Raw genomic sequence first — 16,664 nt, forward strand, 5'->3', positions numbered from 1 at the left:
CACGCAATCACCAAACAGGAGAATCTCCATGAAAGAAATTAAGGCTTATATACACAACCACCGCATCGCCGATGTGATTCGCGCCCTTAAAGAATCCGGCCAATGCAATGTCGACCAGACGAAGGGCTGTCGCAACCTCAGTGTCATCCCGGTGCAAAGCTTGCTGAAGGCCGTGGATGCCAAGGAACAACACTATTCCATCGATCTGGCTGAAGCTGTTATCAACGAGTCCAAGCTGGAGCTGATTTGTGAAGATCACCAAGTGGACGAATTGGTCGACATCATCAAACGCACCGCCCGTACCGGCCAAGCCGAGGCGGGGTGGATTTATGTGAGCGATATCATCCGGGCAGTCCCGGTTGCGGGGCTGTCATGATATCTGTCGGTATCCATGTCATGGCGGCGTTGGCGGAAATAGCTGGCTGCTTTCTTTCTGGGCGTGGCTACGTCTTGGTAAGCCGGCTGGATGGTTACTGCCCGGAGTGGTGAGCTTGATATTCTTTGCCTGGCTGCATACCCGGATCGACTCCGCTTCCGCCGGCAGGGCCTATGCCGCCTATGGCGGTGTGTACATTGCAGCATCGTTGGTCTGGCTATGGCTGGCAGAAGGGGTCCGCCCAGATCGGTGGGACTTGCTCGGTGCCTCAATATGCCTCTTGGGTGCATCCGTCATCTTGTTCGGGCCCAGAACAGCGTGAAAGTCTGGCGCGCGAATGAACGTCAAACGTTTGAATCGGGATTTATAAGCAGAGTCGGGTGCAGCAGCGAGCCAATGCTTCTACAGTTACGATCAGTAGTCGTGTAATGTATGCCCCCTCAGATCAATAACCGCTGCCTAAGTTAAGCGGCTGGTTGCTGAGCCCGTCAAGAATTTATCCAAGCTCTCTCGCTAGATTCTCTGCCCGTAAATGCGTATACCGCTTAAACATCTGCAGCGTTTTGTGTCCAGTGATATTGGCCACTTCTAACGGATTCAATCCTTTCTCGAAACCAATCAAGCGACGGTCCCTTGGTTTTGCATCTTGAGGGCGGCGCATTAAGCGAACCGGATTTTCTGGAGTATGGATACCTCATTCGCGACGGCTTGTCTCAGGTGCGTGGGCTATGAGGTTGAGTTCCTTGTTGACAGTTGCCCCGGCTACTTTCTTTAAACGCCTATCTCGGTATTTGGCAATATGTGTGCTGGACAGCGCAGCAATTTTTAGTTCTGCAATAGGATGGCGTATCATGGCCCGGAGGCGAGACGCTTCGGCACTCGCTCCACGCTTGAGAGGGATTACTTCGTCATGGTAACGGGATAGGACATTTCGAAGTGTGTTTTTCTCGGATTCTGTGCGATCAACAAAGAAGCCCTTGTTCATTTCGTTTTCGATATCGCGCGATCAGCGTGCGGCCAGTGCTTTGGTATCGAACGAACGGGTCTGGATTGGAAAGCCTGTGTGACGAATTTTACTCGCCAGTAATTGCCACGTTTTTCGAGAGTCGCCATCTAGGATACCGAGCTTCAGTAGGTTGTCATCTGAAAGCCCGGTGCCCCAAAAATGTCTCGAATTGGCAAGTGTATAAATAAAAATGGCTCAGGGATTAACCTGAGCCATTGTTTTGTGTGGTGGGCGATACTGGGTTCGAACCAGTGACCCCTGCCGTGTGAAGGCAGTGCTCTACCGCTGAGCTAACCGCCCTTTAATGAGGGGCGCATTTAATCATATTCACGGTTTTTCGTCAATTGTTGCGGCTATGGTCAGGCCTCGTGATGCAAGGCGACGATGTTTTCCAGCACATTGCGCACGCGGCCCATGGCGGCATTGATGGTGGTCTGGACTTCGTTGCCGCTGATGGCGATTTTGCTGGTGCCGCGACCGGCGGCGTGGTTGGCGACTACGCCGATGGCGGCATATCTGAGATCCAGTTCGCGAGCGAGGCTCGCTTCGGGCATGCCGGTCATGCCGACCATGGTGGCACCGTCACGTTCCAGTCGGTTGATTTCCGCAGCTGTTTCCAGTCGCGGGCCCTGGACACAGGCATAAACGCCATTATCAATGTAGTTTTCTTTTGCATCAGTGGCCGCAGTCATAATGCGTTGCCGCATTTCTTCGCAATAGGGTTCAGTGAAATCGATATGCGTGACAGGGTGTTCGTTATTACCATCGAAGAATGTGGTTTTGCGCCCATAGGTATAGTCGATGATCTGGTTAGGGATGACCAGTGTGCCGGGGGTAAGGTCGGCATGGATGCCACCCACGCTGGCGACGGAAACGATGTGAGTAACATTCTGGTCTTTGAGTGCCCAGATGTTTGCCCGGTAGTTAACCTGATGTGGGGGAATGGTGTGTCCATAACCGTGGCGGGCGAGAAAAATAACTTCATGGCCGTTGATGTTACCAAAAGTGAGTGCGCCAGAGGCTTCGCCATAAGGGGTACGGGCAACCTGGCGATGGGTAATGGCGAGGTTGGCAAGTTGGGTGAGTCCGGTTCCGCCGATGATAGCCAGCATGGTTTATTCCTTGATGTTTTTGATTATTCGGGGCCTGAATGCCAATGCGCCATTACCGCGAATACGGTAATGGCGCACGGGTGTTTCTATTTGCTACTTAGGCTTGCTGTATGCCTGCAATATGCCAAGGCGCGCTACGGTCATTAACGGGTTTCTGGATATGCCAGATTTCGTTGAATGGTTCTGCCGGTGCATTGGCTTCTTCGCGGATCAGGCCGTGGAAACGTACGCTGACGGTGATGTAGTTGCTATCCGTGACGATATCGAGCATGTCGGCATTGAGCAGCGTGACATCGGTTTTTTGCGTTGCAGTGCCACGTTCCTGAATTTGCATGCTGACTTCGGCAAATACTTCGGGTGTGGTGTATTCACGAATGTCATTCAGATCTGCATTGTCATAGGCGGCCTGCAGACGGATGAAATGCATTTTGGCGTCGCGCACGAATGCGGTTTCGTCAAACCAGTCCGGGCGAGTTGCTGGTACGCTGGTGTTGGTGCTGCCACCGGCGAAGCTGTCATTGCTCATGGTCGGGTTGGCGGCAGTTTGTCCGTAAGCGCTATAGGCAGCAGCTTGAGGTTGCGCACCATTCGAGGTTTTGCGCAGCGCACGGAACAGGAAGAATGCACCGGCAGCCAATGCCAGCATGAGAAGTATATCCATGCCTTTTATGCCTTCAAAACCATGGCCCATGAACATCGAAGCCAGCAAGCCGCCGGCTGCCAGGCCTGCCAATGGACCTAACCATTTATTGCCAGTGGCGGCGGGGGCTGCAGGCGCAGCAGCGGGTGCGCGAGGTGCCGCTTGCGGGCTGATGCTTTGACTTTGTTTGCCGAAGCTTTTGCCACCACCGAAACGTTTCGCTTCGGCAGTGCCGGTGATCAGGCTCAGGCTTAAAAACAGGGTAAGTGCAATGGCGAAAATTTTTCGCATAATTTAGCTCCAATTAAAATACGGTAATGTAGCGATGTTACCAACAATATCAGTCTATTGTTACATAACTTAGTCTTAGATGGGGCCTATTCGTTCACTTTCAAGGCGTAGATCGCAGGTAAATTACGCCACGCGCCCGATATGTCCATACCGCAGCCAAACACATAGCGATTGGGCAGGGTAAGTCCGATATAGTCAGCCTCGATGGGTTTGGATTTGCCGGTGTTTTTATTCGTCAATACTGCGCAGCTGACTTGCGCAGCGTCGAGACCGGTCAGCTCTTTCTTGATTGCCGCTAATGTGTGACCTTCATCAAGGATGTCGTCGAGCAGTAATACATGGCGGCCTTGCACCGATTCGCGGGGCATGGCGACCCACGTCAACTCATTACCCTGAGTGGCATTTCCGTAGCGGCTGGCGTGAATATAATCGCAGTCTAGCGGGAAACGCAGTAACGGTAATAGCTGTCCGGCAAACATCATGCCGCCATTCATTACCGTAATGACCAGCGGGTTTTTGTCGGTGCAGTCGGCGGTGATTTCGATCGCAAGCCGGGTTATTGCCTCGTTAACATCGTCCGCAGAGAAAATGATTTCTGCGTCGTGCAGAACCTGCCAGGCATCGTGTGGATTGAGCATGTTAATTCCGTTGACGGCGTGTTTCGTACAGGCAGATACCGGCTGAAACCGAGACATTCAGGCTTTCTACAGTGCCGTACATGGGGATTTTAACCATGGTGTCGCAATGTTCGCGGGTCAGGCGGCGGATACCGGTGCCTTCCGCACCCAGTACCCAGGCGACCGAACCGCTGACGTCGGCCTGGCCGATTTCGGTTTCTGCTTCGCCATCGGTACCGATGATGAATACGCCATATTCCTTGATGTCACGCATGGCGCGGGCGAGGTTGGTTACCGTCAGGTATGGCACTGTATCCGCTGCGCCACAGGCGACTTTAGCAACGGTTGGGGTGAGGCCGACTGCCCGATCCTTGGGAGCAATCACAGCATTTGCGCCCATGGCATCCGCCACGCGCAGACATGCGCCAAGGTTGTGCGGGTCTTGTACGCCGTCGAGGATCAGTAGCAGCAATGGTCCTTGCAGGCCTTCCAGTACTTCATCGACATGGCGTGGTTGCTGCACCATGGTCACGCGGGCAGCGATTCCCTGGTGGCGTGGACCGCCGGCGATGCCGTCAAGACGTTTACCGTCTACTTGCAGGATGCGCAGCCCAAGCTGTTTGGCGGACTCAAGCAGGTCACGTGCGCGCGGATCCTGGCGGGCAGCATCAACAAAAATTTCTTCTATGCTGCCAGGATTGACACGTAGCCGTGACGTCACGGCGTGGAATCCATAAATTAAAATTGTGGCCATGTTTTATTCCTGAGTTATTTGCGTCGACGGCGCGATTTTTTGGCGGGCGCGTCGGCGGGAGGCGTGGATTGTACGGCAGCAGCTTTGCTTTGCGTAGATTTTTTCCTGGATTTGGCCGCCGGTTTGGCTGCAGGTTTTTGAGCGGTTTTACCCGGTGCTTTACCTGCGGCTTTGGTTGGCGTTTTACGTGCGCTGCTGTCGACGGTGGTCAGGCTGAAGTCGATACGTGTGGTATCCAGACTGACACGGACGATCTTGACATGGACGCGGTCACCGAGGCGGTAACGTACACCGGTGCGCTCGCCCAGAATCTGGTGGCGAGTCTTGTCGAAATGGAAATAGTCGCTGCCGAGCTCGGAAATGTGCACCAGTCCTTCCACGTAGATGTCATCCAGTGCAACAAACAGACCGAAGCCGGTGACGCTGGCGATGGTGCCGACAAACTCTTCACCAACGCGATCCTGCATGTAATAGCATTTCAGCCAGGCTTCGACATCGCGTGTGGCGTCATCGGCACGGCGTTCGGTCATCGAGCTATGACCGCCCAATTCTACCCAGTTGCCCGGCACGTATTGCTGGCCTTTGAGTGCGGCCTTGATGGAGCGGTGCACTAGCAAATCCGGGTAACGGCGGATTGGCGAGGTAAAGTGAGTGTAATGCTCGTATGCCAGTCCGAAGTGGCCGACATTGTCCGGGCTGTATACCGCTTGCTGCAATGAACGCAGCATCACGGTTTGCAAAAGCTGGGCGTCAGGACGTGGCTTGATTTGTTGCAGTAGTTTGGCATAGTCCTTGGCTTGCGGGTCATCGCCACCGGTCAGGCCCAGGCCGAATTCGGATAAAAACTCGCGCAATGCGGTGAGTTTTTCCGGAGTAGGGCCTTCATGGATGCGATATAGCGTCGGGTGCTTCTGTTTCTTCAGGAAATCAGATGCGCAGACGTTGGCCGAGAGCATGCATTCCTCGATGATGCGGTGGGCGTCATTGCGCATGACCGGAATGATGCGTTCGATTTTTTTCTCGTCATTGAACACCATCTGCGTTTCTATGGTTTCAAAGTCAATCGCGCCACGACGTTCACGCGCTTTGAGTAATACCCGGAATAACGCATCCAGATTGTTCAATTGTGGCAGCAAGTGGCTATGCTCTTCTGCATTCTCTGGATGTTGCAGCCATTCCCATACCTGGTTATAGGTAAGGCGGGCATGGGAATACATCACTGCCGGGTAAAAGCGGTAACTCTTGACTGCGCCCATAGCGCCGATCTGCATGTCGCATACCATACACAGGCGTTCTACCTGCGGGTTAAGCGAACACAGGCCGTTGGATAGCTCTTCCGGCAGCATTGGAATCACGCGGCGCGGGAAGTACACGGAGTTGCCGCGATTGTAAGCTTCCTGATCCAGCGGATCGCCGGGCTGTACATAATGGGAGACGTCGGCAATGGCGACGATCAGGCGGAAGCCACTGCCCTGCGGTTCGCAGTACACGGCATCGTCGAAGTCGCGTGCGGTTTCGCCGTCTATTGTGACCAGAGGCAAGTGGCGAATGTCTTCACGGCCTTCGTGTTCTTTCTTCAACACTTTTTTGGAGAATTTCTTCGCCATGGTTTCCACTGCTTCCGGGAAGATGTACGGCAGCGAGTGTTTACGCAGTGCGATTTCAATCTCCATGCCGGGATCAGCGTAACTGCCCAGAATTTCGATGATGCGTCCTACTGGTTTGTTGTATTTGGCAGGCTGTTCAACCAGCTCTACGCTGACGACTTCACCGGATTTGGCATTGCCCTGGCTGCCGGCGGGGATCATGATGTCCTGGGTAATGCGTTTGTTCTCCGGGACAACCATCATGATGCCGTGTTCGATAATGAAGCGGCCGACAATATGGGTATTTGCGCGTTCCAGTACTTCAACGATTTTGCCTTCGCGACGTCCGCGTCGATCCACGCCCACTTCGCGTGCCATGACACGGTCACCATGCATGGCTTTCTGCAGTTCGCGTGGTGACAGGAATAAATCCTCGCTGCCGTCTTCCGGCTTGAGGAAGCCGAAGCCATCGGGATGGCCTTCGATGCGTCCTTTGATCAGGTCGAGTTTTTCTACGACGCATAAGTCGCCGCGACGGTTCTGGATCAGTTCACCATCACGCTCCATGGCGCGTAAGCGACGTGTGAACAGGTCAGCTTCTTCTGGCGTGATGCCGAGCAGGGTTGCCAGTTCATCACCTAGCAGTGGCGTGCCATGCTGGCGCAGTACATCCATGATGAACTCACGGCTCGGCAGCGGGTTTTCGTAACGTTCGCGCTCGCGTTCCAGGTGAGGATCGTTCCAGCGTAAAGCAGTGGGTTTATTTGTTTTCTTAGATTTTGTAGTAGTTTTCATTGACAAGTATCCTTGTTCATTTATAATTCGCGTCTCTCAGCCCAGATGGCGGAATTGGTAGACGCGCACGGTTCAGGTCCGTGTGCCGTAAGGTGTGGAGGTTCGAGTCCTCTTCTGGGCACCAAAATAGTTGTTGGTTAACGAAAGGTTACGCAGTGTTATTGGCGTAACCTTTTGTTTTCTGATGCTTCTTTCTGAAAAAATCAATACTGTATTACCCGATTTTGTTTTATTTAAATAACCAGACGAGTTCTCGTCACGGTCATTTTCCTGCAGCATTTTTAGTAAATTCTTATTAAGCATAGTGGAGCATTCTAACAGAATCGCTTAACAAAAATTGCATGGCGTAGCGTAACGCCATGCGCTAGCGGTAATTTCTTCAATCACCTACAAATTCGCATAATGCGAATACGGTATGCCCCTGTTGTTCCAGGCGGGCCCGCCCGCCCAGATCAGGCAGGTCGATAACAAAGCAGCATTCTACTATTTGACCATGCGCACGCTTAATTAGTCTGCAGGCTGCTTCGGCTGTTCCGCCGGTGGCGATCAGGTCGTCAACCAGCAGTATGCGATCGCCTGCGGATATTGCATCGATATGCATTTCGATACGATCGGTGCCATATTCTAATGAGTAGTCCTGGTTAAGTGTAGCAGCTGGGAGTTTGCCCTGCTTGCGGATAGGCACAAAACCCACACCCAGCTGATAGGCCAGTGCAGCGCCTATGATAAAGCCACGGGCTTCAATACCGGCAACTATATCTATTTTTGTATTTGCATAACGACTCGCTAACTCATTGATCGTAATTCTAAAACCAGTCGGATCTTTTAACAGTGTTGTTATGTCTCGAAACATAATCCCCGGCTTGGGATAATGGGGAACGGTACGTATGCGTGATTTGATAGGCATGCTGATTGGATTGGTTGGAGCTGGACGCAGAATGGGGCAAGTATGGCTGCAAATGGCGTGTTTTGCCAGGTGGGCTTAAATTTGCTGCGCTAGTATCACTTAAAGTGGTGGCAATTTTGGTGAACGCAAGGGTATGCGTCCACGCTATTGCTCAAATGGCTATATAGTCTATCGTATGCAGTTCGGTGCTAATAGGGCGTAGCGTTTTGTCAGCGAATTGCAGGTGCGAAGGCTGTGCGCGATAGCGGTCAGCCGCTTCCTGACTGGCAAAACGGATGATCCAGTAATAACGGTAGTGGCCATCCGGCTGTTGTGATTTCCCGGTGCGGACTTTCCGTATTCCCGGGGTGGCGCTTAACGCAGCCTGACCTCGGTGCATGATGGCGACGACCTGCGCTTCATCCATGTTCTCGGGCACCTCATAGAATGCAATTTGCTCTACTTCCTGCCACACGCGGCAGCGTTGCAGCACCTCGGCTGCACGCCCGCCACTGCCCCACAGGCGCATCATGCGTTCAATCTGGTTGCTAATGGCATCGCGTACGCCCGAGGTCAGCTGAGGGTAGCTGCCATTCGGGTGATTTTGCAGCTGGGTACGGATGCTGGTGCCGGCCACATCGGTTAGTGCCGTGTAGTAGTTGATTTTAGCCACGCCATGCGCGACCAGTTTCCGGAATTGATCATCAGTGAGACCGGTGCCGCCATGGATGACCAACGGAATACCAACGGCTTCGTTGATCTTGTTGAGTCGGGTGATATCCAGCTTGGGCGTGCCGTGCAATAAGCCATGTATGGTGCCTATGGAGACTGCGAGGCAGTCTACACCGGTGCGTTCGACGAACGCTTTGGCTTCGGCGGGCAAGGTGTAAGCGATCTCTTCGGCTGGCTTTTCGCCGCCGTCGCTTGCGACCCAGGGTACGTATCCTAATTCACCCTCTACTGCCGCACCGCAAGCGTGAGCCATTTCCACGACTGTTTTGGTGCAACGCAGATTTTCATCCAGCGGCAGGGCAGAGGCATCTATCATTACTGCATTGCAACCCGCCTTAATGCCTCTGACAGCAGTTTCCATGTTGGTGCCATGATCGAGGCTAATAGCAACCGGCACTGTGGCGCGACGTGCGCCAGTGACGATAGCGGCCATTAGCATTTCAAAGTTGTCATGTTTGAGATGCGATTCCGGAATGTTGAGGATGACCGGGGCGCGACATGTTTCGGCTGCTGCCAGTACGCCTTCAAGGAAATCGAAGTTGGATACGTTAAACGCGCCTACAGCATAACCGTGACGGTAAGCGTGATTTAGCATGTCTGCCATGTGTGTTAGCGGCATGATGTCACCTTGATGCATGATAAATGGGTCTGCCCGTAATTGCTTACGATGGCGGTGCATCCGATAATGTTTTGCATCAGCTTATTCATTTTTTGGCCTCATCCTCATGAGGGTGTCGCTCAAATCATGTGTGTAGATAAATGGTCCATATGTTGCTTACCTGATTAAGGTACGGCAATTCGCTGTACAATTTTACTGACTCGTATCGCATGCTCTGTTGAAGGAGATGTCATTATGATTATTACCTGCTATCGTGATCAGGCAGTGGCCAGCGAGTTACTGCAGTTGCCTGCTGCTACCTATAATCTGGCGTTTACACTACTGTCCCGCAGTAATACCGGTAACCTGATTATTCCTATCCGTGCCATGCAGTATCTGGCTATCCTCGATGCCGAGGAGCTGGTGTTTCTGGACGGCGAACGCAAATGCTGGATAGACATTGCCTGGCGTCATTTTCATCCGCAGGCGCGGGTTGCGCTGGACGAGCCTGTTGCGTATGAAGCTGTGTACTATCAAGCGAACGCTAAAAACCTTATGCCGCGCCTGCAAGCTGAATTGCCCCGTGCGCTTAACGCTCTGGCAAGTAAATCCAGAATCGAGGGCGCGGCGCAGGTGCTTAAATTCCCGGCACCTTAGCGCCGGGTTGAGCATTACTCGTCTTCGCCCAGTTCTGCATCCCAGCCATCAGCACGTGCTGCATTGATGGCTTCGGCATACAGCTTGGCGTGCTTCTCGCGCAACTCTTCCGGCAACCGGCTCGGCAGGTGGGCATACGGTTCCCAGGCAGCGTAAACCTTTTCATACAGGCCCTGCATACGTGCACCATCCCAACCTTCACAGGTTTCCGTATCGGGAATGATGCCGAATACCCAGGCATCCCGTACCATGCGTCCCAAATGGGTCAAGCCACCTTTGTTGTCATTGTCGATACCGACATAAAACTGTTGTGTCATCGTGTTAATCCTGCGTAAAGTGCTGGTAGTTTTTCAGGTAAGCGTTCAACGTGATCCACTACCATGTAATTCCGCGCACCAAAGATACGTGACACATATTGGTCAGCGCGCGGGTCCAGGCTCATACAATACGTGACCACGCCGGAGCGCGCCACTTCTTCTACAGCTTTTTTCGTATCAAAGCGCAAATACTGTGGGTCGCGTACGTCGATATCTGCCGGCTCACCATCGGTAATCACCAATAACAGCTTTTTGGATGACTTCTGTAATTTCAAATAATGCCCGGCATGACGTATCGCCGCGCCCATGCGGGTGGATAATTGTCCGGTCATCCCTGCCAATTTGGATTTAGCCGTATCGTTGTAAGGCTGGTCAAAATCCTTAAAGCGGTGATACTCGACGTTGTGACGTCCATCTGAACAGAAGCCATGTATGGCAAACGGGTCGCCTACCTTATTAATCGCATCCGCCAGTAAAACGGCAGCCTGTCGGGTCAGATCAAGCACGCTGTATTCCTGTCCGGCCACTTTTTCATTGGTCGATTCGGACAAGTCAATCAGCACCATGACTGAAATGTCGCGCACTTTGCGCACCGAGCGCATCATGATGCGGGTGTCGGGTTGCATGTTCATGCGTACATCGATCATCGAGCGTATCGCGGCGTTGATATCCACTTCGTCGCCGTCTTCCAGTTTGCGGATACGGGTAACACCTTGTGGTTGCATCGCGTCGAGCAGGAATTTGAGCCGGCCGATGGTGCGTTTATGCTGCGCGACAATATCGTCGATAATCTGCATGTCGCCCGATTTGGCGCGTTTTTCCAGCACTGTCGCCCAGGCAGGGCGCTCCAGTTGAATCTGGTAATCCCACTCGGAATAGTGATAGGGGTCCGAAACCGGTTCTTTGCCCTCGGTTTCGTTGTAACTTTGGCCAGTTTCTTCGTAAGGGTGCAATTCTGTACCCAGTACCCAGATCTCTTGCGCGTCATCGCCGGCCAATTCGCAGTCAATTTCATTGACCATTTCCATGACATTGACGTATTTACGTACTTGCTTGACCGATTCATAACCCGCCGCCTCTGCCTGGTTAAAGTCGAACTCTTCGAATTCCCAGAAATAGCGGTTGTCGTCACGATAAGGTGAAGTCAGCAGATCCGTGCGAGGCTGGAACGGGATGCGCAGCAACGATAACTCGTGTGCCAGTGTCACGCCGATATCCCATGCCATCTGGTTATCAGCTAGTCGGCTTTGTTCTGCGGCAAATAATTCCCGCGCTTTCACAATGAGCGGATGCGTATCTTCATAACCTGGATCGAGCAAAGCTCTAGCGATACGATTCAAATAATCGCCAAAAGTTTTTGCTTGCGTAGGCTGGGCAATATGCAATGATGCCCACAACTGGCGCATACCCGGGAAAGCATTGATCGCCAATTGCTCTACACGAGCGTCTTCCACTACCGAAATGACCGCCATTTGCATGGGGTTGAGGCTTTCGGCGGAAATAGGGTTTTTTGTGTAAACCAGATGCGCAGCGCAGTGGGCCGCTGTAGCACGGTAAATTTCCATGCCGGATACACCTTCAAAATCATCAAATGCATCGGGTAAATGCATCAGATAATTTTCGATAAAAGGCTTGTAGCCTTGTCGGTTTTCAAAGTCGCCAGAGGTTGGGCGCATGAAAAAATCGCGTGCCCATAATGCTCGCAAATACATATTGATACGGCGATGCATATCGACAAACAGTGTGCCTTTGCGTTCTTGCTGCAACATGGCCTGTGATTCTTTGCTTTCCAGGCCAAAGTACCGCACTTGCTCAGGATAGTCAGTACGATGCGCTTGTGCACCCCACATCGCCCAGCGACGCAAGCCACCTAAGGTTAACTGACTCAGCAAAGGCTCAAGATTATCCAGCATCGGGCGTATGCCGCGCGGTGCTTGCGAAATCAACTGATTCAACAGTTGCAAATAACTGCGAAACATCTGCTCATCGCCAAGACGATTAGCCGCAATGGCAGCCGTAGCGAAGATACGTTCTATCACCGCGCCGCTGGTTTTTGATGCCATCATCATGCCCGTATGCACCAGGTCAGGAATGATGTCTTCGCCTATTTCTTTGCCGATCTTCGGTGCTTCCTGGATGAAAGTCGCCACCAGCTCACAACCGCGGCCCAGATTTTTGAGCGAACGCGCGCCTTGCAGGTAGTGGCTCAGGCCTTGTGAGCTGAACACTTTGGCGGCCTCATGCCACGAGGCTTCCAGAATGCGCTGCGAAGATTCCGAGAGTTCGCCTAATATGTCTTGATAGTCTTCGAGGTTAATGCTCATCGTTGGTTTTAACCTTAACTAAGCTGTCAATATGAACGCCGAATGGGCATGTAGCCCATGCGGTCATTAAAAGAAAGTGGTAACTGCTGCATCCAGTGCATCACGCATATCCGGGTCATCCGTGATCGGACGCACCAGTGTTACGCGACATGCTGCATGTGGATTCACGCCGGTAGCGATCAATGATCCTGCGTAAATCAGCATACGGGTTGAAATACCTTCATCCAGGCCATGACCTTTCAAATTGCGGGCGCGTTCTGCAATCGATACCAATTTGCTGGCGACTTCACTGGATACACCAGTTTCGTGGGATACGATTTCAGTTTCAATATCATGCTGCGGATAATTGAAATCCAAAGCACCGAAACGCTGTTTGGTGGATTGTTTCAAATCTTTCATCAGGCTCTGATAGCCTGGGTTGTACGAAATTACCAACTGGAAATCAGGGTGAGCCTGGATCAGTTCACCTTTCTTTTCCAGTGGCAATACGCGACGCGCGTCAGTTAATGGGTGGATAACGACGGTAGTATCCTGGCGAGCTTCAACGACTTCATCCAGGTAGCAAATCGCACCATAACGCGCAGCAATCGCCAGTGGACCATCCTGCCAGCGAGTGCCGGATGCATCCAGTAGAAAACGTCCGACCAGATCGGAAGCGGTCATGTCTTCGTTACATGCCACAGTAATCAGGGGTTTGTTCAATTTCCAAGCCATGTGTTCAACAAAACGCGTTTTACCGCATCCGGTCGGACCTTTTAACATCATCGGCATACGCACGGCATAAGTCGCTTCATACAGCTCGACTTCGTCCGCAACAGGACGATAATAAGGTTCTTTTTCAATTACATACTGTTTGATGATGTCATTCATGTTTTATATCCAATACATTGAACGATTGATAGAAAAAGACCCCCGTCACTTGCGGGTAACGGGGGTCTGTTCACGGTTAACCCGCGCCGCTAAACTTAAACTGTTTAATTAAACAGTCTTGCCGCGGTAAATAACCATAGACGCACCCTGGGACTGATTGAAGTTGTTATAACCAATCAAACGCACATGGTTGTCAGGGTTAGCTTTGTGGCAAGCCAACGCTTCAGCTATCACTACGTTCGCGTCAGTTTCGCCGAACATAGGCAGTTTCCACATGTACCAGTATGAATCCATCAAGTATTGTGGCTCGATGTGTTCAATAGCTGGGTTCCAGCCTTTGGAAATCAGATACTCAACTTGCTTTTTGATGTCGTCTTCAGACATCGCTGGCAAGTAAGAAAAAGTTTCAAACTTACGGCTAGCAGGATCGCTTAAACGCGATTTGTAATCCATAACTTCAGACATGATTTATCCTTTTAAACAATTAGTTCATTAAATTTTGTGACGACAACCTGCCGTCACAAAACCAGATTGGTTTTACTTGTGAGCAATGTCCAATTTATCGACTGTGTCGAATTCAAACTTGATTTCTTTCCATGTTTCCATAGCGATTTTCAGTTCTGGGCTATTAGCAGCAGCTTTAGTCAGGATGTCTTTACCTTCTTTTTCAATCTGAACACCCTTGTTACGCGCTTCCACACAAGCTTCCAACGCTACACGGTTCGCTGCAGCACCTGCCGCATTGCCCCATGGGTGACCTAATGTACCGCCACCGAATTGCAACACTGAGTCATCACCGAAGATGTTAACCAGTGCTGGCATGTGCCAAACGTGGATACCACCAGAAGCAACAGGGATCACACCAGGCATAGAACCCCAGTCTTGATCGAAGAACAGACCACGGCTACGATCTTCTTTGATGAAATCGTCACGCATAGTGTCGATCCAACCCAAAGTTGCTTCACGATCGCCTTCCAATTTACCAACCACAGTACCTGAGTGCAGGTGATCACCACCAGACAAACGCAATACTTTGGTCAATACGCGGAAGTGAATACCGTGGTGCGGGTTGCGGTCAAGCACAGCGTGCATAGCACGGTGAATGTGCAACAGCATACCGTTATCACGACACCAGTTAGCCAGGCCTGTGTTAGCAGTCAAACCGCCGGTCAGGTAGTCATGCATAATGATCGGTGCGCCGATTTCTTTAGCAAACTCAGCACGCTTGTACATTTCTTCCGGTGTAGGAGCGGTAACGTTCAGGTAGTGACCTTTACGCTCCCCGGTTTCACGCTCAGCTTTGATAGTCGCTTCGTGGACGAATTCGAAACGATCACGCCAGCGCATGAATGGTTGGCTGTTAACGTTTTCGTCGTCTTTGGTGAAGTCCAGACCGCCACGCAAGCACTCGTATACTGCACGGCCGTAGTTTTTAGCAGACAGACCCAGCTTAGGCTTGATGGTGCAACCCAGCAGAGGACGGCCATATTTGTTCATACGGTCACGCTCTACCTGGATACCGGCAGGAGGTCCGCCACAGGTCTTAACATAAGCGATTGGGAAGCGTACGTCTTCCAGACGCAGAGCGCGCAATGCTTTGAAACCGAATACGTTACCAACCAAAGAGGTCAGCACGTTAACAACAGAACCTTCTTCGAACAGGTCGATTGGGTAAGCCACGAAAGCGTAGAAGCAGGTGTCATCACCCGGTACGTCTTCTATACGATATGCGCGACCTTTGTAGTAGTCCAGATCAGTCAACAGGTCGGTCCATACAGTGGTCCATGTGCCGGTTGATGATTCTGCAGCAACAGCAGCAGCAACTTCTTCGCGATCAACACCGGCTTGTGGTGTGATTTTGAAGCAAGCCAATATGTCGGTATCCAGCGGTGTGTATTCTGGCGTCCAGTAAGTCTGGCGATATTCTTTAACACCAGCGTTGTATGATTTTACAGCCATTGAAGATCTCCTTCCAAGGTTGAAACAATGTGCTTTCCCGTTAGGTTCAGCGTGTGGCTCACTTGAGCTTGGTGCAACTATAGCAAGCGATAATGATAAATAATAATTGTAATTTTGAATGCTTATGATAGATTATTATCAATGATTAATTATTTGGTGAAATTCATACATGAAGCATGCAACGTTACATCAACTGAAGATTTTCGAAGTCGTTGCGCGTAATCTAAGTTTCACTCGTGCTGCTGAAGAACTTCATCTTACGCAACCTACTGTTTCTATTCAGATGAAGCAACTGACTGAGATCGTTGGATTGCCTTTGCTCGAACAAGTAGGTAAACGTATCTTTCTCACTGAAGCGGGGCGTGAACTGCTGGGTGTGTCTAATAGTCTGTTTGAGGGTTTGTCACGCTTTGAGATGCTGGTCTCGGACATGAAGGGCGTAAAAGCGGGTAAGCTGCGTGTAGGCGTTATTTCTACCGCCAAATACTTTGTGCCCCGGCTGCTTGGTCCGTTTTGCGACCTTTATCCCGGTATCGAAGTGTCCATCAAGGTGACCAACCGCGAACGCCTGATCCAGCGCATGATGAGTAATGAAGATGATCTGTATATCCTCGGGCAGATGCCTGAGCACATGGATGTATGGGTAGAACCGTTTCTGGATAACCCATTGGTCGTCATCGCCCCGCACACTCACGTGCTGGCAGGCCAGAAAAATATTTCCGCGCAGCGGATCGCTGAGGAACCGTTTCTGATGCGTGAATCAGGTTCTGGCACGCGCCTGGCCACTGAAGCTTATTTCAAAGAGCGTGGTTTGCCCATCAAGGTCAGGATGGAGCTGGGTAGTAATGAAGCTATCAAGCAGGCAGTCGCTGGGGGGTTGGGGGTCTCGGTACTATCGGCACATACGCTGGCACTGGAGAAAAGTGGCGATGATCTGGCCGTGCTCGATGTGGAAGGCTTTCCCATTCCGCGCCAGTGGCATGTTGCGTACTCAAATGGCAAGCAACTCTCTGTCGTAGCGCGCGCATTCCTGGAGTTCCTACAGAAGGAAAGCGGACCTATGGCCGAGCGCTATATGAAGGATTTTCCGGGATTTTCCCGGCAAGGTGCGAAAGCGGGTAACGCAGGCTAAGGTTCAAACTAC

Annotated in this window: 17 protein-coding genes and 2 tRNA genes; 5 read left to right on the forward strand and 14 right to left on the reverse strand. The window is 51.7% G+C overall.

Features of this window, described 5'->3' with window-relative positions; genetic code table 11:
• The first annotated feature begins 28 nt into the window (after positions 1 to 28).
• Entirely contained in the window at positions 29 to 376 is a 348-nt protein-coding gene (locus EJE49_RS03935) for a P-II family nitrogen regulator (RefSeq protein WP_124949084.1), read from the forward strand.
• Positions 377 to 473: 97 nt separating this feature from the next.
• Positions 474 to 698: a YnfA family protein gene (locus EJE49_RS03940; RefSeq protein ID WP_262981951.1), complete on the forward strand. Its 225-nt coding sequence runs from the start codon at positions 474 to 476 to the stop codon at positions 696 to 698.
• Positions 699 to 1,070: 372 nt separating this feature from the next.
• On the opposite strand, the gene EJE49_RS14075 is transcribed toward EJE49_RS03940, so the two are convergent.
• From EJE49_RS14075 to rnr, 7 genes are all read right to left on the reverse strand, one after another.
• Positions 1,071 to 1,361 (reverse strand): hypothetical protein, encoded by a 291-nt coding sequence (locus EJE49_RS14075; protein ID WP_189941668.1) that lies wholly within the window; start codon positions 1,359 to 1,361, stop codon positions 1,071 to 1,073.
• Between the two features lie 246 nt (positions 1,362 to 1,607).
• Positions 1,608 to 1,682: transfer RNA gene (locus EJE49_RS03950), tRNA-Val, on the reverse strand.
• Between the two features lie 59 nt (positions 1,683 to 1,741).
• Complete coding sequence (locus EJE49_RS03955; protein WP_124949085.1) at positions 1,742 to 2,494, reverse strand: S-methyl-5'-thioinosine phosphorylase; 753 nt, start codon at positions 2,492 to 2,494, stop codon at positions 1,742 to 1,744.
• A 97-nt stretch (positions 2,495 to 2,591) separates the two neighbouring features.
• Complete coding sequence (locus EJE49_RS03960; RefSeq protein ID WP_124949086.1) at positions 2,592 to 3,425, reverse strand: Tim44 domain-containing protein; 834 nt, start codon at positions 3,423 to 3,425, stop codon at positions 2,592 to 2,594.
• Between the two features lie 86 nt (positions 3,426 to 3,511).
• Positions 3,512 to 4,063: a hypoxanthine-guanine phosphoribosyltransferase gene (locus tag EJE49_RS03965; RefSeq protein WP_124949087.1), complete on the reverse strand. Its 552-nt coding sequence runs from the start codon at positions 4,061 to 4,063 to the stop codon at positions 3,512 to 3,514.
• Between the two features lies 1 nt (position 4,064).
• A complete protein-coding gene (gene rlmB, locus EJE49_RS03970; RefSeq protein ID WP_124949088.1) occupies positions 4,065 to 4,796 on the reverse strand; it encodes a 23S rRNA (guanosine(2251)-2'-O)-methyltransferase RlmB in 732 nt (243 codons plus the stop codon).
• 14 nt (positions 4,797 to 4,810) lie between these two features.
• Positions 4,811 to 7,177: a ribonuclease R gene (gene rnr, locus EJE49_RS03975; protein ID WP_124949089.1), complete on the reverse strand. Its 2,367-nt coding sequence runs from the start codon at positions 7,175 to 7,177 to the stop codon at positions 4,811 to 4,813.
• 39 nt (positions 7,178 to 7,216) lie between these two features.
• On the opposite strand from rnr, the gene EJE49_RS03980 reads away from it, so the two are divergent.
• Positions 7,217 to 7,301: transfer RNA gene (locus tag EJE49_RS03980), tRNA-Leu, on the forward strand.
• A 255-nt stretch (positions 7,302 to 7,556) separates the two neighbouring features.
• Here EJE49_RS03980 and EJE49_RS03985 read toward each other — a convergent pair.
• Complete coding sequence (locus tag EJE49_RS03985) at positions 7,557 to 8,084, reverse strand: adenine phosphoribosyltransferase (RefSeq protein WP_124949090.1); 528 nt, start codon at positions 8,082 to 8,084, stop codon at positions 7,557 to 7,559.
• Between the two features lie 151 nt (positions 8,085 to 8,235).
• On the reverse strand, positions 8,236 to 9,414 hold the full coding sequence (locus tag EJE49_RS03990) for a ketose-bisphosphate aldolase (protein WP_124949269.1): 1,179 nt from the start codon (positions 9,412 to 9,414) through the stop codon (positions 8,236 to 8,238).
• 234 nt (positions 9,415 to 9,648) lie between these two features.
• On the opposite strand from EJE49_RS03990, the gene EJE49_RS03995 reads away from it, so the two are divergent.
• Positions 9,649 to 10,050 (forward strand): hypothetical protein, encoded by a 402-nt coding sequence (locus tag EJE49_RS03995; protein WP_124949091.1) that lies wholly within the window; start codon positions 9,649 to 9,651, stop codon positions 10,048 to 10,050.
• A 14-nt stretch (positions 10,051 to 10,064) separates the two neighbouring features.
• On the opposite strand, the gene EJE49_RS04000 is transcribed toward EJE49_RS03995, so the two are convergent.
• The 5 genes from EJE49_RS04000 to EJE49_RS04020 all read right to left on the reverse strand — a co-directional run bounded on the left by EJE49_RS04000 (position 10,065) and on the right by EJE49_RS04020 (position 15,520).
• The gene (locus tag EJE49_RS04000) at positions 10,065 to 10,367 is read right to left on the reverse strand and encodes a hypothetical protein (protein WP_124949092.1); all 303 of its coding nucleotides are present in this window, start codon (positions 10,365 to 10,367) and stop codon (positions 10,065 to 10,067) included.
• Positions 10,364 to 12,691, reverse strand: a complete 2,328-nt coding sequence (locus tag EJE49_RS04005) for a nitric oxide reductase activation protein NorD (protein WP_124949093.1) — start codon at positions 12,689 to 12,691, stop codon at positions 10,364 to 10,366. The genes EJE49_RS04000 and EJE49_RS04005 overlap by 4 nt, the downstream gene beginning before the upstream one ends.
• 66 nt (positions 12,692 to 12,757) lie before the next feature.
• Positions 12,758 to 13,561: a CbbQ/NirQ/NorQ/GpvN family protein gene (locus EJE49_RS04010; RefSeq protein WP_124949094.1), complete on the reverse strand. Its 804-nt coding sequence runs from the start codon at positions 13,559 to 13,561 to the stop codon at positions 12,758 to 12,760.
• 108 nt (positions 13,562 to 13,669) lie between these two features.
• Positions 13,670 to 14,026, reverse strand: coding sequence for a ribulose bisphosphate carboxylase small subunit (locus EJE49_RS04015; protein ID WP_124949095.1), 357 nt, complete (start codon positions 14,024 to 14,026; stop codon positions 13,670 to 13,672).
• A gap of 72 nt (positions 14,027 to 14,098) precedes the next feature.
• Positions 14,099 to 15,520 (reverse strand): form I ribulose bisphosphate carboxylase large subunit, encoded by a 1,422-nt coding sequence (locus tag EJE49_RS04020; protein ID WP_124949096.1) that lies wholly within the window; start codon positions 15,518 to 15,520, stop codon positions 14,099 to 14,101.
• A gap of 169 nt (positions 15,521 to 15,689) precedes the next feature.
• Between EJE49_RS04020 and EJE49_RS04025 the strand changes: the two genes are divergently transcribed.
• Positions 15,690 to 16,652 (forward strand): LysR family transcriptional regulator, encoded by a 963-nt coding sequence (locus EJE49_RS04025; RefSeq protein ID WP_124949097.1) that lies wholly within the window; start codon positions 15,690 to 15,692, stop codon positions 16,650 to 16,652.
• Positions 16,653 to 16,664 lie beyond the last annotated feature (12 nt).

The organism is Sulfuriferula thiophila (genome assembly GCF_003864975.1).
In the GTDB taxonomy this organism is placed as follows: domain Bacteria; phylum Pseudomonadota; class Gammaproteobacteria; order Burkholderiales; family Sulfuriferulaceae; genus Sulfuriferula; species Sulfuriferula thiophila.